The sequence below is a fragment of the Aeromonas sobria genome (genome assembly GCF_050266975.1).
Taxonomy (GTDB): Bacteria; Pseudomonadota; Gammaproteobacteria; order Enterobacterales; family Aeromonadaceae; genus Aeromonas; species Aeromonas sobria_B.
The window spans coordinates 227,606-252,089 of record NZ_JBKISU010000001.1 but is presented as its reverse complement, the minus strand read 5'-3'; the positions used below and the strand labels follow the sequence as shown (position 1 = coordinate 252,089).

The window sequence follows — 24,484 nt, the reverse complement described above, 5'->3', positions numbered from 1 at the left end:
ACCGATGGCGTGGATGGCCAGTGAACCTGACTCGATAACCCCGAGGGTAGCATTGGCGAGGGAAAGAACACGCTTGGCATGCATGTCCTGTCCAAATATATCGTCGATGTGGTTGAGGATTAGTTCGTGGTTAAACATGGGGATAGTCTGTTGGGTATTAGCTGGTCAAGGATGGCGATCATACCTCAGAAGCCGCGCCACGCCTCGCTCATATGAGGGGATGGTTAAGGGCTAAAACCCGTCCCTTAACCACGCGTTAGGCATATAGGAAAATACTATGGTTACCTGCTATCTCAGATACATAATTGATCCATATAAAGTTAAAGAATTTGAACACTACGGAAAGCTATGGATTCCATTAGTTGAAAAATTCGGTGGCAAACACCACGGTTACTTCCTGCCATCAGAGGGTACAAATAATGTTGCGCTCGCTATGTTCACATTCTCAAGCTTGTCTGAGTACGAACAATATCGGGAGAAATCGCTTCAAGACACCGCCTGCATAGCTGCCTTCAAATACGCTGAAGAAACAAAATGCATAATCAGCTACGAACGAACGTTCTTCAGGCCCGTGTTTAATGCCTAACTAGTGGTTCAAGGCCTCTCGCTTCGCTAAATGAGGCCGAGTACCCTGCCCCATAACCAAACGTCATACACATACAAGGAATTTTTCGTGATCACAAAATACTTATACATCGCAGGCTGCATACCATTCCTTGCTCTTGGCATTCTGCATACGGTCTACACAATCACTGACACCTTCAACCCCAAGAAATTAATACCATACCAATCCGATGTAATGGGACTCATGAAATCGTCATCCTTGGCCATCACAAAAGAAACAAATATGTGGCGCGCATGGGTTGGCTTTAACATCAGTCACGGTATCGGCATGCTGTTTTTCTCCGTCACTTATTTATACTTGTCAACGTCATATATATCCTTCCTAGAAAGCTCTGTCTTTTTCATGAGTGCGGCGCCAATCATTGCATCACTCTATCTCGCATTGTCTAAAAAATATTGGTTTAGCATTCCCATCATAGGATCAACGATCGGTCTGCTGTGTTTCGTTGCAGGGGCATTGGCACAGTTATATACATAGCAAGTGGTTCAAGCCGTTCGCTTAGTTCACTGGTCATAGGCGAAAATCCGCCTCTTAACCAAACGTTATCATTCAAACCAGAAACAGGAGTGCCTCACATATGGAAGTCAATTGCAGTTCACTGAATGAAGTCCGCGAGCATATCGACAAGATAGACAGCGAAATCGTGGCATTGCTTGCAAGGCGCGGCGCCTTTGTCGCCAAAGCCGCATCCTTTAAGAAGACGACAGAGGACGTGAAGGCCCCCAACCGGGTAGATCAGGTCATCGCCAAAGTCATCTCCCTTGCACAAGAACAAGGCGCCAATCCGGAGGTGGTGGAAAGGGTTTATCGCGCCATGATTGCTGCCTTCATCGACGCGGAACTTAAAGAGCATTCACTGCTGAACAGAAATAGCGAGAGACCTTAACAACGGGTTCAACTCTCTCGCTCTACTTGTTGGGATGGACTAACGCCAGCCTCTTAATCCGAACGGCATATCCAGCCGTCAACGCGGGACGCAACCCAGCCTTGAGCCCATGGCGGGCATTGCCTACAATGACCCACTTTTTATCAACCTCAGGTCTATAAAATGAGCGACAACAAACCTGCACTGCCCGACCATCTGGCGGCCAACCCGCGCAGCCCGCACCATGTGGCCGAGTGCTTCGAGCACGAGATCGGCATTCGCGTGAACGGCAAGGAACGCACCAATGTCGAGGAGTACTGCATCAGCGAAGGCTGGGTGAAGATCCCCTCCCCCAAGGCCAAGGATCGCTACGGCAACCCCATGCTGATCACCGTCAAGGGCACGGTCGAGGCGTTTTACGCCTAAGAGCCCAGGGCCGCCCTGACTCGTGTACCGCTCTTCCTATGCCAAGACACCGGCCTCGCGCCGGTGTCTTTGTTTTTCGTCTGGCAGACGCCAGGGCGCTGCGCCGCCCTCTGCACACTGGCTCCCCGGCTCCCCTCCATCGCGCCAAAGCCCGCGCCTGAAAAGAGATAGGCCCACCATCTGGCGGGCCTATCTCTTTTCAGGGTACTCAATCAGCCATTGAGTTCGAGCACAGGAGTGAAGCCGCCGAAGATCATGCGGGCACCATCGAAGGGCATGACCTGATTGGCCGGGTTGCCCGGATCCATCCTGGGGTCTTCCATCATCCTGGCCATGGCCTGATCCCGGGTGGCCTTGTCCGGCCACTCCACCCAGGAGAAGACCACGGTTTCATCCTCCTTCGCCGCCACCGCCCGGTAGAAGTCGGTCTGCTTGCCGTGGGGCACGTCGTCCCCCCAGCACTCCAGCACCCGGGTGGCGCCATATTCGAGAAAGATGGGGTCGAACTGGCGGGCGTGATCGATCAGGGCTTGCTTGTTGGCCGTGGGCACGGCGAGTACGAATCCGTCCATATATGACATCAGACTCTCCTCCTTGGTTGAGGAGTTCAGCATAGCAAACCCGTGTCGACTGCTCCGTCATGCCGCCCCGGGGGGTCAGCTGGCCACCAGCTGCTCCAGATCGCTGCGCTTGATGCGCCGGGAGTCCACCTTGACGTAGAGGGAGCGTTCGGCGCCATCCAGCAGCACATCGCTCACCCCCTCCCGGGCCCGTACTTTTTGCTCAAGAGCCGGGGTGGCCTCCACCCCTGCCGGCAGCAGGATGCGCAGGCTGCTGACATAGGGCGGCTCTTTCATGGTGAGGCTGAGCCCGAGCCAGAGCAGTGCCAGCAGGGCGCAGCTGCCAAACACCAGGGCCGCCCCCCCCTCGCCATAAAAAAAGCCCCCCAGGCTGCCGCCGATGGCCACGCCGAGGAACTGGCTGGTGGAGTAGACCCCCATGGCGGTGCCCTTGTAGCCCGGCGGGGATTCCTTGCTGATGAGGGACGGCAGCAGTGCCTCCATCAGGTTGAAGCCGATGAAGAACAGCTGCAAGCCGGCCAGTATGCCCCACAGCTGCAGGCCGGATTGCCACAGCACCACCTCGGCCCCCAGCATGGCCAGCACGCAGAGCTGGAACACCCGTTTCATGCGCCTGCGCTTCTCGGCATAGATGATGACGGGCACCACGCTCACGAAGGCGATCAGCATGGTGTAGAGGAACGCCTGCCACTGCTGGTCCCGGGGCAGACCCGCTTGTTCCAGCAGGGGTGGCAGCGCCACGAAGCTCGACATCAGCAGGGTGTGGACGCAGAGGATGCCGACGTTGAGCTTGAGCAGACGGGGGTTGCCCAGCACCCGCTTGAAGCCCCCCTTCACCATGCCGGATTCGCGATTGAGCAGGTGCGCCCCGGGCGCCGGCACCCACCACAGCAGGACGGCGATGCCCCCGAGCGCCAGCAGGGCGATGAGCCAGAATAGGCCGGAGAGGCCGATGGCCTGGGTGATAAGGGGGCCTGTCACCATGGCGATGGCGAAGGTGATGCCAAAGCTCACCCCGATGAAGGCCATCGCCTTGGTGCGGTTCTGCTCCCGGGTGAGATCCGAGAGCAGCGCCATGACGGCGGCCGAGATGGCACCGCTCCCCTGCAGGGCGCGCCCCAGGATCACCCCCCAGATGGAGTGGGTCAGGGCCGCAATCCCGCTGCCCAGGGCAAACAGCAGCAGGCCGCCGACGATGAGGGGCTTTCTGCCGATGCGATCCGAGAGCAGGCCGAACGGGATCTGGAACAGGGCCTGGGTCAGGCCATAGATGCCGATGGCAAGACCGATGAGCGTCTCGGTGGCGCCGGCCAGAGACATGCCGTAGGTGGTCAGTACCGGCAGCACCATAAACATGCCGAGCATGCGCAGGGAGAAGAGGGAACCGAGCACCCAGGTGGCGCGCAGCTCGCCCCGGGTCATCTTGAAATCATGCATGACGGCCTCAGTGCGATAGAAAAGGGGTGAAAGGGATGGGGCGCGAAAGGCCATGGCAGGCGGAGCGCCCGGGTGGCGTCCGGAAAACATCTCCGGATCGCCCTCTCAAATGGCAACAGAGCCGGGACTGTGCCCGGCTCTGGATTTTACGCATTTTCGGGGCGAGATGAAGTCGCCGAGTCCCAAATCCTGAGCCAGCCCCCATCTTGGCAGGCAGGGCTCGGGAAATACGGGGCCATCAGGGCAACATGCTGACCAGCACAGCGGAGCCGGCATCGGGCTGCCCATCCACCGACATCATCACGCTCAGACAGGTGAAGATGACGACGACAATGGAGAACGAGTCTGTATCAGGGCAGCATGCTGACCAGCACAGCGGAATCTACATCCGGCTGCCCATCCACCGACATCATCACGCTCAGACAGGTGATGGTGACAATGGAGAACATGAACAGCTTGCGGGCCCAGAGGGAGTCATCCACCGCCTGCTTGTAACCCGACAGAGCCATCCCCAGCCACCAGACGCTGACCGCGGTGGCCACCACCAGGTACTTGTAACCGGCGTAGCCGCCGAGAAACAGCATCAAGGTCGGCACCATAAAGGCCAGGATGTAGAGGGTGATGTGGTGCTTGGCCACCGAAATCCCCTTCACCACCGGCAGCACGGGAATGCCCGCCGCCTGGTAATCCTTGAAGCGGAAGATGGCGATCGCATAGGAGTGCGGCATCTGCCACAGGCTGAAGATCGCCAGCAGGATCAAGGCCCCCGAGTCGAACTGACCGCTCACCGCGCAGTAGCCGATGACCGGCGGTGCGGCGCCGGAGAGGCTGCCTATCAGGGTGCCGTAGACCGAGTGGCGCTTCATGTAGAGGCTGTAGACTCCCACGTACACGATGAAGCCGAGCACCGCCAGCAGCGCCGCCAGGGGGTTGGCCGCAAAGTAGAGCAGCGCCACCCCGGCCAGACCCAGGGCCGTCGCGTACCAGAGGGAGACCCCGGGGGCGATGAGCCCCCTCACCAGGGCGCGGTGCTTGGTGCGCTCCATGATGCAGTCGATGTCCCGGTCGATGTAGTTGTTGAACACGCAACCGGAGGCCACCACCAGGGAGACCCCCACCATGGTCAGGATGAAGAGGGGCAGATCCAGGTTCCCCTTGGCGGCCAGCAGAAAACCGCCGATCACCGAGATGAGGTTGCCGAAGATGATGCCCGGCTTGGTCACTTGCAGGTATTGCTTCATCATCACGCCGCTCAACCTGGCATCATGTTGATGTTGAGGTTGTACATGATCCACAGGGATCCCCCCACCACGATGGCGATGATGAGCACGGTAAACACCAGGGCGGTCAGGTTCCAGCGTTCCTCGGACGAGGTGTTCATGTGCAGGAAATAGACCAGGTGCACGAAGATCTGCACCACGGCGCTGGCGACCACGGTCCCCAGGATGACGCCATGGGAGGCGGTCCCCTCCATCACCAGCCAGAACGGGATGGCTGTCAGGATCACCGACAGCACGAAGCCAATCAGATAGCTCTTGGCGTTGCCGTGGCTGGCGCCGTGATTGTCAACGGTATGACTGCTCATTTACATTGCCCCCATCAGGTAGACCACGGTGAAGACGCAGATCCAGACCACGTCGAGGAAGTGCCAGAACAGGCTCAGGCACATCAGGCGGGTGCGGTTGCGCTCGTTGATCCCCTTCTTGGCGATGAGCACCATCATGACGATGATCCAGACCAGGCCGCTGGTCACATGGATGCCGTGGGTGCCGACCAGGGTGAAGAAGGCGGACAGGAAACCGCTGCGCTGGGGACCGAAGCCCTCGGCGATCAGGTGATGGAACTCGTAGATCTCCATGGCGATGAAGCCGGCGCCCAGCAGGAAGGTCACCAGCAGCCAGCCATTGACCGACGCCACCTTGTGCTTGTTCATGGCCAGCATGGCAAAGCCGAAGGTGATGCTGCTAAAGAGCAGCAGCATGGTCTCGGCAAACACGAATGGCAGCTCAAAAATGTCCTTGCCGGTGGGGCCGCCCGCGGTGCCGGTCACCAGCACCGCGTAGGTGGCAAACAGGCAGGCAAACAGGATGCAGTCACTCATCAGGTAGATCCAGAAGCCGAACACCTTGGTGGCGCCGGCATCATGGTGCCCGTCGTGGGCACCCTGATGGTGGGAGTGTTGCAGAATATCAGTAGCCATATCGGTTCTCATGCCACCTTGCTGATGTTGTCGAAATGCTGACCTTCGATGCGCGCGATCTCGTCGACCTGCACGTAGTAGTCCACATCATCGTTGAAACTGTGAATGATCCAGGTCCCTATCATGCCGGCGAAGCCGACCAGGGCCATCCACCAGATGTGCCAGATCATGGCGAAACCAAACACCACGCTGAAGGCGGCGATGATGACGCCGGCCCCCGAGTTCTTGGGCATGTGGATGGGGGCGTAACGGGCCGGCTTGTTGTAAGCACTGCCGTCCGCTTTCGCTTCCCAGAAGGCATCCAGACCTGTGATGGTCGGCTCGATGGCGAAGTTATAGAAGGGCGGCGGCGAGGAGGTGGCCCACTCCAGGGTGCGGCCACCCCAGGGGTCACCGGTCAGATCCCGGTTCTTCTCCCGATCGCGAATGCTCACTACCACCTGGACGAGCTGGCACAGCACCCCCAGGGCGATGAGGCCGGCACCGACCGCCGCCACCACCAGCCAGGGGTGGAAGGCGGGATCAATCTGCTGGCTGACGCGACGGGTCATGCCCATGAAGCCCAGCACGTAGAGCGGCATGAAGGCGACGAAGAAGCCGACGATCCAGCACCAGAAGGCACGCTTGCCCCAGGTCTCGTCCAGGGTGAAGCCAAACGCCTTCGGGAACCAGTAGGTGATGCCGGCGAAGCAGCCGAACACCACGCCGCCGATGATGACGTTGTGGAAGTGGGCGATGAGGAACAGGCTGTTGTGCAGCACGAAGTTCGCCGCCGGCACCGAGAGCAGCACCCCTGTCATGCCCCCTATGGTGAAGGTGATGATGAAACCGACGGTCCACAGCATGGGCGAGGTGAACGCGATGCGACCCCGGTACATGGTGAACAGCCAGTTGAAGATCTTCACCCCGGTCGGGATCGAGATGATCATGGTGGTGATGCCGAAGAAGGCATTGACGTTGGCACCCGAGCCCATGGTGAAGAAGTGGTGCAGCCAGACGATGAAGGAGAGCACGGTAATGGCCACGGTCGCCCACACCAGGGAGGTGTAGCCAAACAGTTTCTTCTTGCTGAAGGTGGCGACCACCTCGGAGAAGATGCCAAACACCGGCAGCACCAGGATATACACCTCTGGGTGACCCCAGGCCCAGATCAGGTTGATGTACATCATCATGTTGCCACCCATGTCATTGGTAAAGAAATGGGTACCCAGGTAGCGGTCTGCGGTGAGCAGGGCGACGGTGACGGTCAGGATCGGGAAGGAGGCGATGATCAGGATGTTGGCGCACAGGGCGGTCCAGGTGAACACCGGCAGCCGCATCATGGTCATGCCGGGGGCCCGCATCTTGATGATGGTGGCGAAGAAGTTCACCCCGGTCAGCAGGGTGCCCAACCCCGAGATCTGCAGGCTCCAGATCCAGTAATCCACCCCGACACCCGGGCTGTATTCCAGGCCAGAGAGGGGCGGATAGGCCAGCCAGCCGGTCTGGGCAAACTCACCCACGGCGAGGGAGACGTTGATCAGCACCACGGCGGCGGCGGTGAACCAGAAGCTCAGGTTGTTCAAGAAGGGGAAGGCGACGTCACGGGCGCCGATCTGCAGCGGCACCACTATGTTCATCAGGCCGATCACCAGGGGCATGGCCACGAAGAAGATCATGATGACGCCGTGGGCGGTGAAGATCTGATCGTAGTGATGGGGCGGCAGCACCCCTTCCCCGCCGGCCGAGGCCATCACCTGCTGGGTCCGCATCATGACCGCATCGGCGAAGCCACGCAGCAGCATGATCATGCCGAGAATGAGATACATGATACCCAGGCGCTTGTGATCCACCGAGGTGAACCACTCCTGCCACAGATATTGCCACTTGCCGTAGTAGGTGATGAGGGCGGCGATCGCCAGCCCGCCCAGAATGATGGCCGCCACCGTCACCATGATGATCGGCTCATGGTATGGGATGGCGTCGAGCGTTAATTTTCCAAACATCAGTTATTCCTCGGATCCCGCGTTCACGGAGTGGTCATCCATCGGCATATGCCCGGCATGATCCCCTTGGCTGTCATGGGCCATGGCGGCGTGGTTCATGGCCTGGTGTGCTCCCTCCTGGCGAGGGGCCGCGCCGTGCGCCATCCCTGCATGACTCCCGTGGTTCATGTCACCCATGAACTTGTTGATCACCTTGGTGAACAGCACGGGGTCGGCCGCGGAGAAATACTCCACCGGATGGTATTGGGTCGGCTTGGCCAGGGCATTGAACTCCGCCATGGTGGCCAGCACCTTGGGCGCGGCTCTCACCTTGGCGACCCAGGCGTCGAAACCGGCTTGATCCTGGGTCGCGATGGCCTTGAACTTCATGCCGGAGAAGCCGGCGCCGCTGTAACTGCTGGAGATGCCGTCATATTGCCCCGCCTCATTGGCGATGAGGTGCAGCTTGGTCTGCATCCCGGCCATGGCATAGATCTGTCCACCCAGGCGCGGAATGAAGAAGGAGTTCATGACCGAATCCGAGGTGATGCGGAAATTGACCGGGGTATGGGCCGGGAAGGCCAATTCATTGACCGAGGCGATGCCCAGCTCGGGATAGACAAACAGCCATTTCCAGTCCAGCGAAATCACATCGACCTGGATGGGTTTGACGTCGGAGGTGAGCGGCTGGTAGGGATCGAGCTCGTGGGAGGTCTTCCAGGTGATCACGGCCAGAATGGCGATGATAATCACAGGTACTGTCCAGACCACCACTTCAATCTTGTTGGAGTGGGCCCAATCCGGGGCATAGGTTGCACTGGTATTGGAGGCTCGATATTTACGGGCAAATACCACGGCCATGATAATGACCGGGATCACCACGATTAACATTAAATAAAGCGCGGTTAATATCAGCGACTTCTCTTCCAGACCAATCTGGCCCTTGGGATTCATTAATGCCATATCGCAGCCACTCAACAAGCCAGTGACGGCGATTAATAACAACGCTCCCAAGCCCCTCTTATAGTCAAAAGGTCTCATGCTACTTCCTTTCTCTTGCAAGGCGTAAAGCTGTAAATAAAACGCATCATTCTGGGCAAGAGACACCCGGCTAAACAACATGAAAAATTAATCCGGGCAGAGGGCCAGGTTTCGGGGAGGGGGCATCGGCTGCACACTAATCAATCCCGGTCTGATACCAATTAATTAACAGCCTCATACAGGGCCAATAAAAACCCTTCATCAGGTGAAATGAACAATTCCTGAACGCATAACATTATAAAAGAGAGGGGTAATGACGTGAATTCGTCGGGCGGGAAATAAGGCCAAGACCGTGGCCACCGGGTATTTCCGGGCATGATTAATTATATTTTGTACGCCTCGGCGCCTGGTTCAATCCCGATGGCGCCGTATATTCACAACCTCATTACATTAATAAAAAATAAATAAACCAAATCCTCACCCAAGGCAACAAATAAGGGCAGAGGCCTGGCCCCTGCCCTGACATCATCGCGTCCCCCTTGCCGCGACATCCCCCTCAGGGGTCAGGGGTCAGGGGTGCTGATGCTCCATCCGGGTGGCGACCGCGATCCGGTTCCAGGCGTTGATGGTGACGACCTGCATCAGGCATTGGGCCAGCAGGGCCTCGCCAAGCAGGCCCAGGGCCCGCTGGTAGGTCTCCTCCGTGAGCCCTTGCTCGCCGATCAGCGTCACCTCGTCGGTGAGGGCCAGTACGGCGCGCTCCCGTTCATCAAACAGCGGCGATTCACGCCAGGCAGAGAGCGCCAGCAGACGCTGGGGGCTCTCCTGCTCGGCCATGGCGGCCTCGGCGTGCATCTCGATGCAGTAGGCACAGCCATTGATCATGGAGGCCCGCAACTTGATGAGCTCCTTGAGCATGAAGGGAATGTCGGTGCCACCGAGATAGGACTCGAGGCCCCTCATGGCCTTGACGGCGGCGGGGACCAGACTGGCCAGTTGGATACGTGCTGACATGGGATGCTCCTGTGCAAAAAGCGCCCGGTTTGGGCGACGACCTCATTGTTCATCTTCGCAACTGAAAATAGAATACCGCCATAAACTGCAACAGTTTTGCATTCATCGCAAAGGAGTATCCATGCTGGATCGCATTCGCATCCTGGCTCAGGTGGTGGAGTCCGGCAGCTTCTCCCGCGCCGCCCGCGCACTCAGCCTGGCCCCCTCCTCGGTGACCCGCACCATCGACAGCCTGGAGGCCCAGCTGGGGGTGCCCCTGTTCAAGCGCAGTACCCGTCAGCTGGTGCTCACCGAGCAGGGGGACTATTTTCTCACCCGCTCGGTGCGCCTGCTGGAGGAGGCCGATCAGCTGGTGCAATCCCTCCAGCCGCTCCATGAGGCCCCCAGCGGCCCGCTGCGAGTCTCGGTATTCGAGAGCTTCGGCGCCGCCTGCCTCTCGCCCCTGCTGCCCGAGTTCCTGGCGCGCTACCCAGGGGTGCGGCTCGAGATCGCACTCGACAACCGCCTGGTCGATCTCGATGCCGACAACGTGGATGTGGCGATCCGCATCGGCCGCCCGACCGACAGCGGCCTCCATGCCCGCACCCTGCTGACCAACCGCTCCCTGCTGGTCGCCTCCCCCGCCTATCTGGCCCGCCATGGCGAGCCGGGGACGCCGGAGGAGATCGCCGGCCACAACTGCCTCATCCGCGGCCAGGGTCGTCAGCGCCAGCACTGGTATTTTCGGCAAGGGGCGCAGCAGCGCAGGGTCGCGGTGCAGGGCAACCTCACCTCCATTGGCGGCACCCCGCTGCTGGAGGCGGCCCGGGCCGGTTGCGGCCTGCTGTTGCTGTCGAGCTGGATGGTGCAGCGCAGTCTGGATGAGGGGAGCCTGCGGCCAGTGTTGCCTCTGTGGCGGGCCTCCCCCTACGAGCACAGCGACGACCAGATCCTGGCGGTGTTTCGCGGTGGCCGTTTCTTGAAGCCCCAGAGCCGCGCCTTCATCGACTTCCTGGTCGAGCGGATCCCGCCCCTGCAAATCCAGGGACCCGGCTGGCCCGAATAGGGGGAGCCAAGCCGAGGCGCAAGGGCAAAGGCGGGGCCCATATCAGCCAGGCCCGCCGGGGGGCGGGCCTTGTCATGTCAGCTGGCCTTGGGATCCTCCCCGAAGCGGTTGGGGCCCGCCTGTCCCTCGCACACCATGAAGTAGAGGAAGACCAGGGTGCCGACGATGGGGATCAGGTTGATGAGCAGCCACCAACCGCTGCGATCCGTGTCGTGCAGGCGCCGGGCCCCCACCGCCAGGCTAGGCAGCAAGACCACCAGGGAGTAAAGGTTGGCGATCTGCTCCTTGAGTCCGATCAACTGGCCAAGCAGACTCAGCAGCAGGGCTATCCCCAGGTTGCAGAGCACAAACATCCAGTACTCCTTGCGCCGCGCCCGCCCGGTAAAGACGGCATATTTCTTCATGACGATCAGATACCACTCCATATCGACTCCTTATCAACAATGAAATAAATGAGATGAACCAAGGATCCCCGTGCTAGTCGCGCCCCTTGCCCCAGGCCACCAGGGTTTCCCGATAGAGGGCCAGCAGGGCCTGATCCCGCACCGCCACCCCGACCCGCTGCACCGGGCAGCCTGCCCACCCGTCATGGGGATGGTGCCTGTCATCAAATTTCTGCAGGGTGTGGCCGATGGCGGGGCCGTCCGTGATGACCCGCACCGGCCCCGCTCTCAGGGTAAACAGGGTCGGCTCGATCACATAGGCGATGGCGGAGGGATCGTGCACGTGGCAGCCATCCAGGCCAATGCGCTCGGAATAGAACCTCAGATAGAAGCGGCTGACATCCCACAGGAAGCGGCCTGGCTCCCCCGCCTCGTCTCGCAGGGCGTCAAGGTAGGCGCCGCTGAAAAAGCTCTGCTGGGTCACGTCCAGCCCGATGATCACCAGGGGCCAGGGGGCGGTGAACACCCTGTCCGCCGCCTCGGGATCGTCGTGAACGTTGGCCTCGGCGTAGGGGGTCACGTTGCCGCGATGGCCGTTGACGCCAAAGGCGCCCCCCATCACCACCACCTGCTTGACCAGGGTGACTATCTCGGGGGCGGCCTCGAGCGCCAGGGCCAGGTTGGTGAGGGGCCCGATTGTCACCAGGGTGATCTCGCCGGGGTGAGCCTTCACCGTCTCGACGATGTATTGCCAGGCCGGGCGAGAGTCCGGCGTCAGGGTCACCTCCCCCGCCGCCACGTCCCCCAGCCCGCTCGGGCCGTGCACCACTGTGGTCGGCCCCACGGGATCGCGCACCAGGGGCGCGGCGGCGCCCATGGCCACATCGGCCCTCATGCCGTATTTGTGCTTGAGCCAGAGGGCATTGCGGGTGCCGTTCTCTATGGTGGCATTGCCAAAGACGGTGGTGATCCCCACCAGATCGATGGCGGGGTGCGCCTCGGCGAAGAGAATGGCCATGGCATCGTCGATGCCGGGGTCCGTGTCCAGGATGATCATGCTGGTCATGATAAGGTTCCAATGAGAACGAAAAGCCAGTGTAGCGCCTTGGTGCCCCTGCGTCAGGATCCCCTTCACAGGATGAGCCCGGGGAGGCAATTCCAGGCTCGATCCCGTTTTTATCGCCCTCGGCCTGTTATAGTCGACAGGGCGTGGCGCCGGTTTGATGACGGGCCGCCCCAGGCCAAGGCCGACTCTTTTTCTCCCAATCAGGTGGACAGCTTATGGATACCAGACCCTCCCTCGCCGCCCTGCTTACCCTCTGCCTGCTCTGCCCGGCCCAGAGCTGGGCCGTGCCGGTGCGCAGCCTGCAATCTGAATCGGATTACGGCCAGCTCATCAGCAAGCGCCAGGTGGTGGATCAGCTGCTCGGCGAAGCCAGGCAGATCTATGACTCCCCCGCCCGCGTCTCGGATGCCGACTTCACCACCAAGATGCCGAGCAACATGGAGCTCGTCACCACCCGGTTGCTCGAGGCCTATCAGCTCGAGCCCTATCGCACCGATCTGCTCATCTCGGCCGCCAACGCCCAGATCGACAACGGCAAGCTGGACAGGGCCATCGCCCTGCTCAACCAGGCCCTGACCGCCGCCCCCGATGATGTGGATCTGCTCTCCTATCTGGCGGTCTGGCTGCGCGTCAAGGGCGACGAGGGGGGCTCGCGCCAGTATCTCGACCGGATCAAGGCCCGCAACCCGGGACGAGAGGCCGATCTGCGCCGCCTCTTCGACACCATAGACAGGGTGATAGCGACGCCGCTCAAGGAGCGGGCAGGACGGGATCAGGACAAGACGGGACGGCGCGCCATCGTCACCCTGGGCGATGCCCTGAATCCCGATGGCTCCATGAGCGACATACTGCTGGGGCGACTCGACACCACCCGCGCCCTGGCCAAGGCCGATCCCCAGGCCCTCATCATAGTGAGCGGCGGCGTACCCCAGAATCGCAAGACGGAAGCCAAGGCCATGGCCGACTGGCTGGTGAGCAAGGGGATCAGCCGATCGCGGATCATAGAGGACAACTATGCCACCAGCATGGTGGAGAACGCCCTCAACACCGCCTGGGTGCTGGCCCGCCACCAGATAGACAAGGCCACCCTGGTCAGTTCAGCCAGCCATGTGCGCCGTGGTCAGACCCTGCTCGAGATTGCCTGCTGGCAAACCGGCCCGGCCAACATCCGCATCGACAGCGTCAGCTACCCGGACAAGCCCGTCTCCAGCCTGGCCCGGGTCGAGGCGGGGGAGCGGCTCGGCATCTATCGTGATGCCCTGCGCACCTATGGCATGTGGAGCTATCGCTCCCCTCCCCTGCTGGCACGCTAAGCCCCACCAACTTGGGAGGCGTCCCCGGCAGCGGGGCCGCCTCCCTGTCATGGGGCGGGATCAGCGGCGCCTGTGGCCCGAGGGCGGGGTCGGCTGCTGGCCGCGATAGTCGGCGTAAGGGAAGGCGTTGCGCACCCGCTGGGCGATGGACTCGGGGATGGAGCGGGAGAAGACCAGGCGCACCCCCTTGCCATCCCGCTGCCCCAGGATGCGGCCGCGCACCGGCTCGTGCTTGAGGATCTGCCGCACCTGTTCGATGAAGGCGGGGGGCAGACTGCCCCTATGCACCACCAGCTTGCCCGGGGCAAGCCGGATCTCGAACAGGGGGCCGCGCCCCAGCTTCAGCAACCACCAGATGAGGGCCACCCCCACCAGCAAGGATATCCAGGCCATCGTCACTCTCCTTGGCGTCATTGGCTCCGTTGAGCATAACCCCGGCCCCGCCGCCGGACCTTGATCGAGGCCCGCTTTTCCCACCCGCCCCCTGCCCCGCGCGCTGGAAAAAACCGCACTCGCACCGGACGGGCTTGTCCTCGGGGCGGGGAGAGTGGTATCTCTGAGGCCAGACTCACCATGAGGGAACCCAGTGTACCGACTCATCACAGTGGCCCAGCAGCGCCAGATGCCCTGGAAAAATGGCAAGGGCAGCACCGCCGAGATAGTGATTGCCCCGGCGGGCAGCACCCTGGCCAGGCTCGATTTCGACTATCGCCGGAGCTCGGCCCCCATCAAGGAGGCGGGCCCCTTCTCCCGCTTTCCCGGTTATGACCGCATCCTGCTCCCCATCAGCGGCGCCGGTTTCGTGCTCAACGGCCACCCCTATGCCACCTTCGAGGCGGCCCATTTCAAGGGGGACGACGAGACCCACTGCGAGCTGCTCAAGAGAGAGGTAACGGATCTTGGCCTCATCTATGACCCCGACAGGATCGGCGCCAACGTGCGGGTGCTGACCCTGCCCTTCTCCCTCTCCCTCACCCTGGTCCCGGCCCACACCTATCTCATCACCCTGCTGGAGGGAAGCCTGAGGGTGGCGCAGCATGAGCTTGCCCGGGGAGATACCCTGGTGGTCACGGCCGAGGAGGACATCCGATTCGAGTGCAGCAAGAAGGCCAGCATCGCCTTTTTTACCCTGCAACATCCCTGAAAACAGACATGAAAAAGCCGGGCAAGCCCGGCTTCTCTTGTCTTGAGCGGCGATATCAACCGACCTTGAAGCTGCCCTTCATCATGGCCCAGTGGCCGGGGAAGGAGCAGAAGAAGGTGAGCTCCTTGCCCGCCAGCCCCTCGGTCGGGAAGCTGATGCTGGTGGTCTCGCCGCCGCCGATAAGCTTGGTGTGAGCCAGCACCCGGGCGTCATCCTTGGGCAGATAGTTGTTGTCCGGGCCCGCTCCCATGCCGGCGGTGGCCACGTCCTGGAAATCGGCCGTGCTGGTCAGCACCCAGTTGTGGCCCATGGCCGCGACCGGCAGCTTGCCGGTGTGGGTCAGGGTGAGGGTCACCTCCTTGCAGGTCGCGGGCACGATCAAGGCCTTGGTGTCGAACTGCATGGCATCGTTCGCCTCGACCGTCAGAGTGCACTCATCGGCGAAGGCGGGGGCCGCCAGGGCGCTCAGAAACAACAGGGACATTACCTTTTTCATCATCCTCTCCTTTGGGTTGCCAGGGTTGGCGACAGGATTGTCTGGCCCGCGGTCGCGGGCCAGACAAAGGTGCTATTTGAATCTACCTTATTGTACTCATATGCCCTTGGTCAACCAGGGTTTACGGCCAAGCCTGCGGGCCAGATCACTCCCTTTCCGATGCCCGCCCCCCTGGGACCGCCCTGGCGCCCCCCTTTGCCAATTGCCTGATCCCGAACTTTGGTGGCACACTGGCGCATCGACGCCCCAAGACCCAGAGCCATGCCGACCCAGGATCCCGCCCTCCCCTCTGCCGCTGGCGATGCCACCCCCAAGCCTGCTCCCGTCAAGCCGCTGCGCCTGCTGCTGGTCGATGATCAGCGCGCCTTTCAGGTGATGATGAAGGCCATGTTGCAAAACATCGGCATCAACCGCATCAGCTTTGCCAGCAGTGCCGAGGAGGCCCGGCGCCGCTGCCAGAAGGAGAGCTTCGATGTCTATCTGTTCGATTACGACCTGGGCGGGGGGGAGAACGGCCGCCAGCTGCTGGAGAGCCTGAGGGACAAGGGACTGATCCCACCCCTGAGCGTGGTGATCATGGTCAGCAGCGACAACTCCCGCGCCATGGTGTTGAGCGCCCTGGAAGTGGAACCGGACGAATACCTGATGAAGCCCTTCTCCCAGGAGCAGTTCAAGTTTCGGCTGCGCCGGGCCCTGGCTCGCCGCCGGGCCCTGGAGAGCGTGTTCCGGGCCCTGGCCGAGGACAAGCCCGAGCAGCTGATCCACGCCTGCGCCGAGCGGGCCGACGCCATCCCGCGCTTTGCCAACTTCTGCCGCTGTCTGCAGGCCGACACCCAGCTCAAGCTGGGTCAGGCCAAGGAGGCCCGCAGCCTGATGCGCCAGCTGCTGGCGGGCCAGGAGAACGGCTGGGCCCGGCTCACCCTGGGCAAGGCGTGCCATACCCTGGGGCTGAACGAGGAGGCGGTGAGCCACCTGCAGGCGACCCTCAAGCACAATCCCCTGATGGTGGAGGCCCACCGCTGGCTGGCGGAAGCCCATCTGGCCCTGGGGGAGGAGGAGACGGCCCAGCGCGAGCTCAAGCGGGCGGTGGAGATCTCTCCCCAGTCGGTGCTGCTGTCGCGCCGCCTGGCGGAGGTGTGCCTGCAGCGCCACGACTATGCCCAGGCCAGGGATGTGCTCCTCTCCCTCATCGAGCTGGCACGCAACTCCATCCACAGGACTCCCCACTACCTGGGGGCCTATATCCAGTGCCTCACCCTCTACGCCCTCAACAGCAACGACGGTTATCACATCGCCAACCTGCAAAAACAGGTCAACTCGGCCCTGTCGCGCATTCGCGACTCCCTGATGGTGAGCGAGTTCAATTACCCCGTGTTCGAGCAGATCTGCCAGGCCAGGGTGCAGATCGCCCTGGGCCAGCTGCTCAAGGGCAAGAAGATGCTCTATCGCGCCAACCAGCAGTGGCTGGATCAGCCGGCCAGCATGCCGAGCACCCTGCTCGGCGAGACGGTGCTGGCCCTCTATCAGCTCGGGGAGTTCGAGTATGCCGAGAGCCTGCAAGCGCAACTGACCGAGGATGGGGACAGGCTGCTCACCATCTGCATCCAGGCGACCCGCAACGACAAGACGGTGCAGGAGCGGCGCCAACGCTACCAGCAGCTCAACGAACTCGGCATCAAGGCCTATCAGGGAGGCCAGCTCGAGCAGGCCCTCACCCACTTTCGCGAGGCCCTGCGCCGCGCTCCCGCCAACACGGGGGCGGCGCTCAACAAGATCCAGGTGCTGCTCAAGCTCATCGAGAAGCATCGCAAGAACCCGGACTTTCCGAGCGAATGCAAGGAGACCCTGGCCATACTGGAGGGGATCCCCCTCAATCCGGCCCAGCAGGAGCGCTTTCGCAAGCTGCGCCAGGAGTTCAGCCAGAGCCAATGAGCCCGCGGCTTGCATCGCCCCGGGATTCCTTGTCCAATAGCCACCTATAAAAACGACATGAGCACATCGACATGAAGATCATCTCTTTCAATATCAATGGCCTGCGCGCCCGTCTTCATCAGTTGCAAGCCATCATCGACAAGCATCAGCCGGACGTGATCGGTCTGCAGGAGATCAAGGTTCACGACGAAGCCTTCCCCCTGGCGGACGTGGAGGCCATGGGCTATCACGTCGAGTTCCATGGCCAGAAGGCCCACTACGGGGTGGCCATCATGAGCAAGCACAAGCCCCTCGAGGTGCAAAAGGGCTTCCCCACCGATCCCGAGGATGCCCAGCGCCGCATGATCATGGCCAGCTTCCAGCGGGAAGACGGCTCCGTCATCAAGGTGATGAACGGCTACTTCCCGCAAGGGGAAAACCAGGATCACGAGACCAAGTTCCCGGCCAAGCAGAAGTTCTATGAAGACCTGCAGCACTACCTCGAGACTCACCACAGCCCGGACGACCAGATTGCGCTGATCGGGGATATGAACATCTCCCCCACGGATCTCGACATCGGCATCGGTGAGGCGAACCGCAAGCGCTGGCTGCGGGATGGCAAGTGCTCCTTCCTACCCATCGAGCGCGAATGGATGGCCCGTCTGGAAGGGTTCGGCCTGACCGACACCTTCCGCGCCGCCAACCCCACCGAGTGCGAGCGTTTCTCCTGGTTCGACTACCGCTCCAGGGGCTTTGACGAGAACCGTGGCCTGCGCATCGACCTCATCATGGCCTCCGACGCCCTCAAGGACAAAGTGACCGAGACCGGCATCGACTACGAGCTGCGCGGCATCGAGAAACCTTCGGATCACGCCCCCATCTGGACCTGCTTCGCCTGATCGGCCCTCCCACCGTCATCCAGCCCCCGCCAACGCGGGGGCTTTTTTGTCTGCCCATCCGGCATTTCTTAATCCATATCAACTCTTTGGCAGACAGGTTTTGCCATACCTTGACCTTAACCTTTAGGTAAGGTTTACATTTCACCTATTCGTCGCAGGGAAACCGCCCATGTTGTCATCGAGATTGCCCACAGTGCTCATCGCCCGGCTGTTGCTGGTGCTGATGCTCGTCTGCAATCTCAGCCTGTGCCTCGGTTGGCTGGGCACCCATGCCATGGCCTCCCCTCAGGCCGCGCATCACGGCGCCGCCATGGATACCGGTGCCATGGAGGGGCTCGCCTGCCACACCCAAGCCCCCCAGGATGGGCAGGCGAGTGATGGGATGAGCCAGGAGTGCCAGATGCACGGCGGCCTCACCTCGCCCACCGGCGCAGGCCTGCCGCTGCTGGCCGCCCTGCTGACCCTGCTCGCCCTGCCCCTGTTGCTGCTCCCCCCCGGGGCCGCCAGCCAACGGCTGGACAACTGGCTGCGGGATCCCTTCCTTCGCAGTCGCGGTACCCACCCTCCCTCCTGGCCACGCCGACACCTGATGCTGTCGGTGCTGCGTCACTAGAAAGCTCTTCTCTCCCGGCGGCGGCAAGCCTCGGCTTGCCCCTTGTCTGCCGCCTTGCCTGACCCTGCGCCCTGGCCAAACCGGCCCGCTCACAGGGAGCCGTGCGCGCTGACCGTTCAGCCGCGCCCCGTTTGCCGCCAACCCCTTTGGTGATGCCTTATCACCCGCCCGGCGGCCTGCACAAGAGAAGAGATATGATGTCACTTGCCCCTATTCGCGGCCTTATCGCCGCCAAACGCCCTGCCCCTCTGCCGCTGAGTGGAGGTGTGCGATGAGCCGGACACTGCTGGTATCGGCCCTGCTGCTCGCCCTCGGCGCCGGTGGCGGCTACTGGGCCGCCAAACAGAGCACTGATGGCGCCAGTACCAAGGAGAAGACGCCCCTCTACTGGGTCAACCCCATGGATCCCCGCGACAGGCGCGATGGCCCCGCCAAGGACAACATGGGGATGGATTTTATCCCCGTCTATGAGGAGCAGAAAAACGGCTCGCCCGGTACCGTCACCATCAGCCCCGAGATCCAGCAGAACCTGGGGGTGCGGCTGGCCAAGGTCGAAAAACTGCCCCTCCACCAGCAGATCGAGACGGTGGGCTATGTCGGTTATGACGAGGACAGGCTTACGGCCATCAACGCCCGCATGGCGGGCTGGATCCGCACCCTCGCCATCAAGAGCGAGGGGCAGAAGGTGGCCAAAGGTTCCCTGCTCTACGAGATCTACGCCCCGGATCTGGTCAACGCCCAGCACGAATACCTGCTCGCCCTCAACACAGCCAACCCGCTGCTGCTGCGCGCCGCCGAGGGCAAGCTGAAATCCCTGCAGGTACCGGCGGATCAGATTGCCGCCCTCAAGCGCAGCCGTCAGGTGCGTGAAACCATCAGCATTTACTCCCCGAGCAGCGGCTATGTCTCCGAGCTGAAAGTGCGCGAGGGCCAGTATGTGGAGCCCGCCGCCGCCCTGTTCAACATCGGCACCCTCAGGCAGGTGTGGGTCAGCGCCGAGGTGTTCGAGCGCCAGGCTGCCCAGCTGATGGTGGGGGATCCGGTCACCATGACCCTGGACTACGCCCCCGGCCGCAGTTGGCAGGGCAAGGTGGATTACCTCTATCCGACCCTGGATGCCACCACCCGCACCCTCAAGGTGCGGCTGCGCGTTGACAACCCGGATGAATTTTTGAAGCCCAATATGTTTGCCAAGGTGACCATTCGCACCGGCCAGGGGGAACCCCGGCTGGTGGTGCCGAGCGAGGCGGTGATCCGCACCGGCAGCCAGGACAGGCTGGTGCTGGCCCTGGGGGATGGCAACTTCAAGTCGGTCGCCGTCACCCTGGGCCCACAGTTTGGCGACAAGGTTGCCATCAGGGAGGGAGTCGAAGCGGGGGACAGCATAGTCAGCTCGGCCCAGTTCCTGCTCGACTCCGAATCTGCCATCGACTCGGACTTCCAGCGCATGACGGCGGTGCGCCCGGCGCAGGTGTGGACTCAAGGGACCGTACAGAGCATGGATCTGGCCAGCCGCACCCTGATGGTGGCCCACCAACCTATCCCAGAATGGCAGTGGCCCGCCATGGAGATGGAGTTCACCGTGGCCGACGGTGTGGACATCAGCAAGCTGGCCAAGGGGCAGACCCTGCACCTGCAAGTAATGCAGGAGGGGGATGAGTACCGCATCACCAGCATCCATCAGGAGAAGGCGCCAGCAACCGACGGCGCCGCCAAGCCTGCGGCGAGTGAGATGGAGAAGATGGAAGGCATGGACCCTAGCCAGCACGATATGGGGGCCAAGCCATGATCCCTTCCATCATTCGCCACGTTGCCAACAAACAGGCTCCGCTCTCTGCACCATATGAGAAAGGAGCCCAATCATGATCCCGTCGATCTCTTGCCGCTTTACTAGCAACCATGTCCTGCCGTTCACGCCACGCCAAGAGGGAGGAGCCAGATCATGATCCCCTCGATTATTCGCTGGTCCGTGGGCAACCGCTTTCTGGTGCTGCTGTTGACCCTCATGCTCACCGCCTGGGGGCTCTGGTCGGTCAAACAGACCCCGGTGGACGCCCTGCCGGATCTCTCCGACGTCCAGGTGATCATCAAGACGGCCTACCCGGGGCAGGCGCCCCAGGTGGTGGAGGATCAGGTGACCTACCCGCTCACCACCGCCATGCTGGCGGTGCCGGGAGCGACCACGGTGCGCGGCTACTCCTTCTTCGGCGACTCCTTCGTCTATGTGCTGTTTGACGACAGCACGGATCTCTATTGGGCCCGCGCCCGGGTGCTGGAGTATTTGAGTCAGGTGGCCCCGAGTCTCCCCGCCTCCGCCCGCCCCCAACTCGGCCCCGATGCCACCGGGGTGGGCTGGGTCTATCAGTACGCCCTGGTGGACAGAACCGGCAAGCATGACTTGAGCGAGCTCACCTCGCTGCAGAACTGGTTCCTCAAGTACGAGCTGCAAACCGTCAATGGCGTCTCCGAGGTCGCCACCGTGGGCGGCATGGTGCGCCAGTATCAGGTGCGGGTCGATCCGGACAAGCTGCGCGCCTACGGCATTCCGCTCTCCCTTATCGAGACCGCCATCAAGCAGGGCAATCAGGAGACCGGCGCCTCCGTCATCGAGATGGCGGAAGCGGAGTATATGGTGCGCTCGAATGGCTATCTAAAGAGCGTCGAGGATCTGAAGCAGATCCCCCTCGGTACCACTGTGCGCGGCGCCCCCCTGCTGCTCGGCGATGTGGCGGATGTGGTCACAGGCCCCCAGAGTCGGCGCGGCGTCGCCGAGCTCAACGGCGAAGGGGAAGTGGTGGGCGGCATCATCGTCATGCGCTACGGCGAGAATGCCCAGCACACCATAGACGGGGTCAAGGCGCGGCTGGATGAGCTCAAAAGCAGCCTGCCCGACGGGGTGGAAGTGGTCACCGTCTACGATCGATCCGATCTTATCGCGCGCGCCATCGACAACCTCTCCGGCAAGCTGGTCGAAGAGTTCGCCGTGGTGGTGCTGGTCTGCCTCGCCTTCCTGTTCCACCTGCGCTCATCCTTGGTGGTGGTCATCACCCTGCCCATCGCCATTCTGACCGCCTTCATCGTCATGCACCTGCAAGGGATCAACGCCAACATCATGTCGCTCGGGGGCATCGCCATCGCCATCGGCGCCATGGTGGATGGCGCCATCGTGATGATAGAGAACGTCCACAAGCATATGGAGCGGGAGGCACTCACCGACAAGAACCGCTGGCGCATCATCACGGAGGCGAGCATCGAGGTGGGGCCCGCCATCTTCTTCTCCCTGCTCATCATCACCATCAGCTTCCTGCCGGTGTTTGCGCTGGAGGCGCAGGAGGGGCGGATGTTCCACCCGCTCGCCTACACCAAGACCTACGCCATGGCCGCCGCGGCCGGGCTCGCCATTACGCTGGTGCCGGTGATCATGGGCTACTTCATCCGTGGCAAGGTGCTGCCCGAGCAAGCCAACCCCCTCAACCGTGGCTTGAGCCAGGGCTATATCCCCCTGCTCAAGGCCGTGCTGGCCCGTCCAAAAACTACCCTGTCCATCGCCGCCGTGGTGACGGTGGCGGGCTTCTGGCCGCTCAAGTACCTGGGCTCCGAGTTTATTCCGCCGCTGGACGAGGGGGACATCATGTATATGCCCACCACGGCGGCCAATATCTCGGTGGGCAAGGCGCGGGAGATTTTGCAGCAGACCGACAAGCTCATTCGCACCGTCCCCGAGGTGGCGAACGTGTTCGGCAAGGCGGGGCGCGCCGAGACCGCCACCGACCCCGCCGACCTGGTGATGATGGAGACCAGCATCCAGCTCAAGCCGCGCGATCAGTGGCGCCCCGGCATGACCCCGGAGAAGCTCAAAGAAGAGCTCGACTCCCTCATCCGTTTCCCCGGTCTCACCAATGCCTGGGTGCCTCCCATCAAGACCCGCATCGACATGCTGGCCACCGGCATCAAGACCCCGGTCGGCATCAAGATAGCGGGGCCCGACCTCAAGGTCATTCAGCAAGTCGGCCAGCAGCTGGAGCAGATCGTCGGCAAGGTGGAGGGGGCCTCATCGGTCTACGCCGAGCGGGTGGCGGGCGGCCGCTACGTCAAGGTGGACATCGACCGGCTCAAGGCGGCCCGTTACGGCCTCAACATCGCCGATGTGCAAGGAGTGCTCGCCACCGCAGTGGGCGGCATGGAGGTGGGCCAGACCATAGAGGGGCGCGAGCGCTACCCCATCAACCTGCGCTACCCCCAGAGCTATCGCGACTCGGTGGCCAGTCTGGAGCTGCTGCCCCTGGTGACCCCAAGCGGCGCGCGCATCGCCCTGGCGGATGTGGCCCGGGTCTACATCAGCGACGAGGCCCCCATGCTGCGCAGCGAGAACGCACGGCTCAACGGCTGGGTCTACGTCGACATTCGCGGCCGCGACATCGGCTCTTTTGTGGCGCAGGCCAAGGCCGAGGTGAGCAAACAGCTGGTGCTGCCGGCGGGCTACGCCCTCACCTGGTCTGGCCAATACGAGTACATGGAGCGGGCCAAGGCGCGCCTCGCCTACGTGGTGCCATTGACCATCGCCATTATAGTGCTGCTGCTCTATCTGGCGTTTCGCCGCTTCCAGGAGGTACTGCTCATTCTCACCACCCTGCCGCTCGCGGTAGTGGGCGGGATCTGGACCCTCTGGCTGCTGGACTTCAACCTCTCGGTGGCGGTCGGGGTGGGCTTTATCGCCCTGGCCGGGGTGGCGGTCGAGACCGGCGTCTTGATGCTGGTCTACCTCAACCACGCCTGGGATGAGCTGGTGGCGAGCGGCAAGCCGGACAAGGCGGGTCTGCACAGGGCGGTGATCCACGGCGCAGCCCTGCGCCTGCGCCCCAAGATGATGACTGTGGTGACCATTATCGCCGGCCTCTTGCCCATCATGTGGAGTCAGGGCACGGGTTCGGAGGTGATGCAGCGCATCGCCGCGCCCATGATCGGCGGCATGGTGAGCGCACTGGTGCTGACCCTGCTGGTGCTGCCTGCCGCCTACTACCTGTGGCGCAGCAGAAGCCTTGGCAAGACTGCGAACAAGCAAACCGAGTAACCCTATTTCACTATCCATTTAGACTGAACGACGAGGAAACCATCATGAACTACAAGACGCTGACCCTGACATTGCTGCTCGGCCTTGCCACCCACACCAGCCTGCAGGCCGAAGAGATGATGAACCACCAGGGGCACGATATGTCCCAGATGGAGGGGATGGATATGCAGGCGACGGGAGAGAGCATGATGACCAAGGGGGTCATCACCCGCCTCGATGAGGGGAGCGGCAAGGTGGGCATCAAGCACGAGGCCATCACCAACCTCAAGATGCCCCCCATGACCATGGTGTTTGTGGCAGCCGATCCGGCGCAGCTCAAGGGGCTCAAGGTGGGGGATGCCATCCACTTCCATGCCGAAAGCCTGGGCGGCAAACTCACCGTGACCGCCATCCAGCGGCAATAAGCGACACGGCAGGCAAGAAAACGGCGGGATGATCCCGCCGTAGGTC

General features: G+C 62.0%; 25 protein-coding genes and 1 pseudogene. 13 read left to right on the top strand and 13 right to left on the bottom strand.

Annotated elements, in window-relative coordinates; genetic code table 11:
• A pseudogene (locus ACLHZ1_RS01180) lies at nt 1-138 on the bottom strand (IS4-like element ISAs18 family transposase); the annotation flags it as partial.
• Between the two features lie 139 nt (nt 139-277).
• Between ACLHZ1_RS01180 and ACLHZ1_RS01175 the strand changes: the two are divergent.
• The 4 genes from ACLHZ1_RS01175 (at nt 278) to ACLHZ1_RS01160 (ending at nt 1,916) form a co-directional block, all read left to right on the top strand.
• A complete protein-coding gene (locus tag ACLHZ1_RS01175) occupies nt 278-586 on the top strand; it encodes an NIPSNAP family protein (protein WP_427260611.1) in 309 nt (102 codons plus the stop codon).
• An 87-nt stretch (nt 587-673) separates the two neighbouring features.
• Nucleotides 674-1,102 carry an LIC_13387 family protein gene (locus tag ACLHZ1_RS01170; RefSeq protein ID WP_427260610.1) on the top strand — a complete coding sequence of 143 codons (429 nt, stop codon included), beginning with the start codon at nt 674-676 and terminating at the stop codon, nt 1,100-1,102.
• Nucleotides 1,103-1,202: 100 nt separating this feature from the next.
• Entirely contained in the window at nt 1,203-1,511 is a 309-nt protein-coding gene (locus ACLHZ1_RS01165) for a chorismate mutase (RefSeq protein WP_427260609.1), read from the top strand.
• A 162-nt stretch (nt 1,512-1,673) separates the two neighbouring features.
• Nucleotides 1,674-1,916: a DUF3297 family protein gene (locus ACLHZ1_RS01160; RefSeq protein WP_168234692.1), complete on the top strand. Its 243-nt coding sequence runs from the start codon at nt 1,674-1,676 to the stop codon at nt 1,914-1,916.
• 212 nt (nt 1,917-2,128) lie between these two features.
• Here the strand turns inward: ACLHZ1_RS01160 and ACLHZ1_RS01155 are convergent, their stop codons facing one another.
• The 8 genes from ACLHZ1_RS01155 to ACLHZ1_RS01120 form a co-directional block, all read right to left on the bottom strand.
• Complete coding sequence (locus tag ACLHZ1_RS01155; protein WP_427260608.1) at nt 2,129-2,497, bottom strand: DUF1428 domain-containing protein; 369 nt, start codon at nt 2,495-2,497, stop codon at nt 2,129-2,131.
• Between the two features lie 75 nt (nt 2,498-2,572).
• On the bottom strand, nt 2,573-3,934 hold the full coding sequence (locus tag ACLHZ1_RS01150; protein ID WP_427260607.1) for an MFS transporter: 1,362 nt from the start codon (nt 3,932-3,934) through the stop codon (nt 2,573-2,575).
• 350 nt (nt 3,935-4,284) lie between these two features.
• Nucleotides 4,285-5,181 (bottom strand): heme o synthase, encoded by an 897-nt coding sequence (cyoE, locus tag ACLHZ1_RS01145; protein ID WP_042000887.1) that lies wholly within the window; start codon nt 5,179-5,181, stop codon nt 4,285-4,287.
• A 5-nt stretch (nt 5,182-5,186) separates the two neighbouring features.
• Nucleotides 5,187-5,519 carry a cytochrome o ubiquinol oxidase subunit IV gene (locus ACLHZ1_RS01140; protein ID WP_408794355.1) on the bottom strand — a complete coding sequence of 111 codons (333 nt, stop codon included), beginning with the start codon at nt 5,517-5,519 and terminating at the stop codon, nt 5,187-5,189.
• Nucleotides 5,520-6,134, bottom strand: a complete 615-nt coding sequence (locus ACLHZ1_RS01135) for a cytochrome o ubiquinol oxidase subunit III (RefSeq protein WP_408794354.1) — start codon at nt 6,132-6,134, stop codon at nt 5,520-5,522.
• 8 nt (nt 6,135-6,142) lie between these two features.
• Nucleotides 6,143-8,119, bottom strand: a complete 1,977-nt coding sequence (gene cyoB / locus ACLHZ1_RS01130) for a cytochrome o ubiquinol oxidase subunit I (protein ID WP_427260606.1) — start codon at nt 8,117-8,119, stop codon at nt 6,143-6,145.
• Nucleotides 8,120-8,122: 3 nt separating this feature from the next.
• The gene (cyoA, locus tag ACLHZ1_RS01125; protein ID WP_427260622.1) at nt 8,123-9,139 is read right to left on the bottom strand and encodes a cytochrome o ubiquinol oxidase subunit II; all 1,017 of its coding nucleotides are present in this window, start codon (nt 9,137-9,139) and stop codon (nt 8,123-8,125) included.
• Between the two features lie 510 nt (nt 9,140-9,649).
• Nucleotides 9,650-10,093, bottom strand: coding sequence for a carboxymuconolactone decarboxylase family protein (locus ACLHZ1_RS01120; protein WP_427260605.1), 444 nt, complete (start codon nt 10,091-10,093; stop codon nt 9,650-9,652).
• Between the two features lie 121 nt (nt 10,094-10,214).
• On the opposite strand from ACLHZ1_RS01120, the gene ACLHZ1_RS01115 reads away from it, so the two are divergent.
• A complete protein-coding gene (locus ACLHZ1_RS01115; protein ID WP_427260604.1) occupies nt 10,215-11,138 on the top strand; it encodes a LysR family transcriptional regulator in 924 nt (307 codons plus the stop codon).
• A gap of 77 nt (nt 11,139-11,215) precedes the next feature.
• On the opposite strand, the gene ACLHZ1_RS01110 is transcribed toward ACLHZ1_RS01115, so the two are convergent.
• Together ACLHZ1_RS01110 and ACLHZ1_RS01105 are read right to left on the bottom strand one after the other, a co-directional pair.
• Nucleotides 11,216-11,563, bottom strand: a complete 348-nt coding sequence (locus ACLHZ1_RS01110) for a DUF805 domain-containing protein (RefSeq protein ID WP_427260603.1) — start codon at nt 11,561-11,563, stop codon at nt 11,216-11,218.
• A 52-nt stretch (nt 11,564-11,615) separates the two neighbouring features.
• The gene (locus ACLHZ1_RS01105) at nt 11,616-12,587 is read right to left on the bottom strand and encodes a nucleoside hydrolase (RefSeq protein WP_427260602.1); all 972 of its coding nucleotides are present in this window, start codon (nt 12,585-12,587) and stop codon (nt 11,616-11,618) included.
• Nucleotides 12,588-12,802: 215 nt separating this feature from the next.
• Here ACLHZ1_RS01105 and ACLHZ1_RS01100 point away from each other — a divergent pair, with 215 nt between their 5' ends.
• A complete protein-coding gene (locus ACLHZ1_RS01100; RefSeq protein WP_427260601.1) occupies nt 12,803-13,900 on the top strand; it encodes an ElyC/SanA/YdcF family protein in 1,098 nt (365 codons plus the stop codon).
• A 60-nt stretch (nt 13,901-13,960) separates the two neighbouring features.
• On the opposite strand, the gene ACLHZ1_RS01095 is transcribed toward ACLHZ1_RS01100, so the two are convergent.
• On the bottom strand, nt 13,961-14,293 hold the full coding sequence (locus ACLHZ1_RS01095) for a DUF3634 family protein (protein WP_427260600.1): 333 nt from the start codon (nt 14,291-14,293) through the stop codon (nt 13,961-13,963).
• Nucleotides 14,294-14,522: 229 nt separating this feature from the next.
• On the opposite strand from ACLHZ1_RS01095, the gene ACLHZ1_RS01090 reads away from it, so the two are divergent.
• Nucleotides 14,523-15,044 (top strand): HutD family protein, encoded by a 522-nt coding sequence (locus ACLHZ1_RS01090; RefSeq protein ID WP_427260621.1) that lies wholly within the window; start codon nt 14,523-14,525, stop codon nt 15,042-15,044.
• A 55-nt stretch (nt 15,045-15,099) separates the two neighbouring features.
• Here ACLHZ1_RS01090 and azu read toward each other — a convergent pair whose 3' ends face one another.
• Nucleotides 15,100-15,540, bottom strand: a complete 441-nt coding sequence (gene azu, locus ACLHZ1_RS01085; RefSeq protein WP_427260599.1) for an azurin — start codon at nt 15,538-15,540, stop codon at nt 15,100-15,102.
• A 261-nt stretch (nt 15,541-15,801) separates the two neighbouring features.
• Between azu and ACLHZ1_RS01080 the strand changes: the two genes are divergently transcribed.
• The 6 genes from ACLHZ1_RS01080 (at nt 15,802) to ACLHZ1_RS01055 (ending at nt 24,438) form a co-directional block, all read left to right on the top strand.
• Entirely contained in the window at nt 15,802-17,472 is a 1,671-nt protein-coding gene (locus ACLHZ1_RS01080; protein ID WP_427260620.1) for a response regulator, read from the top strand.
• A gap of 71 nt (nt 17,473-17,543) precedes the next feature.
• A complete protein-coding gene (xthA, locus tag ACLHZ1_RS01075; RefSeq protein WP_427260598.1) occupies nt 17,544-18,350 on the top strand; it encodes an exodeoxyribonuclease III in 807 nt (268 codons plus the stop codon).
• Between the two features lie 169 nt (nt 18,351-18,519).
• Nucleotides 18,520-18,963: a hypothetical protein gene (locus tag ACLHZ1_RS01070; protein ID WP_427260596.1), complete on the top strand. Its 444-nt coding sequence runs from the start codon at nt 18,520-18,522 to the stop codon at nt 18,961-18,963.
• 271 nt (nt 18,964-19,234) lie between these two features.
• Nucleotides 19,235-20,752, top strand: a complete 1,518-nt coding sequence (locus ACLHZ1_RS01065) for an efflux RND transporter periplasmic adaptor subunit (RefSeq protein ID WP_427260595.1) — start codon at nt 19,235-19,237, stop codon at nt 20,750-20,752.
• Between the two features lie 153 nt (nt 20,753-20,905).
• Entirely contained in the window at nt 20,906-24,034 is a 3,129-nt protein-coding gene (locus tag ACLHZ1_RS01060) for an efflux RND transporter permease subunit (protein ID WP_427260594.1), read from the top strand.
• 44 nt (nt 24,035-24,078) lie between these two features.
• Nucleotides 24,079-24,438: a copper-binding protein gene (locus tag ACLHZ1_RS01055; protein WP_427260593.1), complete on the top strand. Its 360-nt coding sequence runs from the start codon at nt 24,079-24,081 to the stop codon at nt 24,436-24,438.
• The last annotated feature ends 46 nt before the right edge of the window (nt 24,439-24,484 follow it).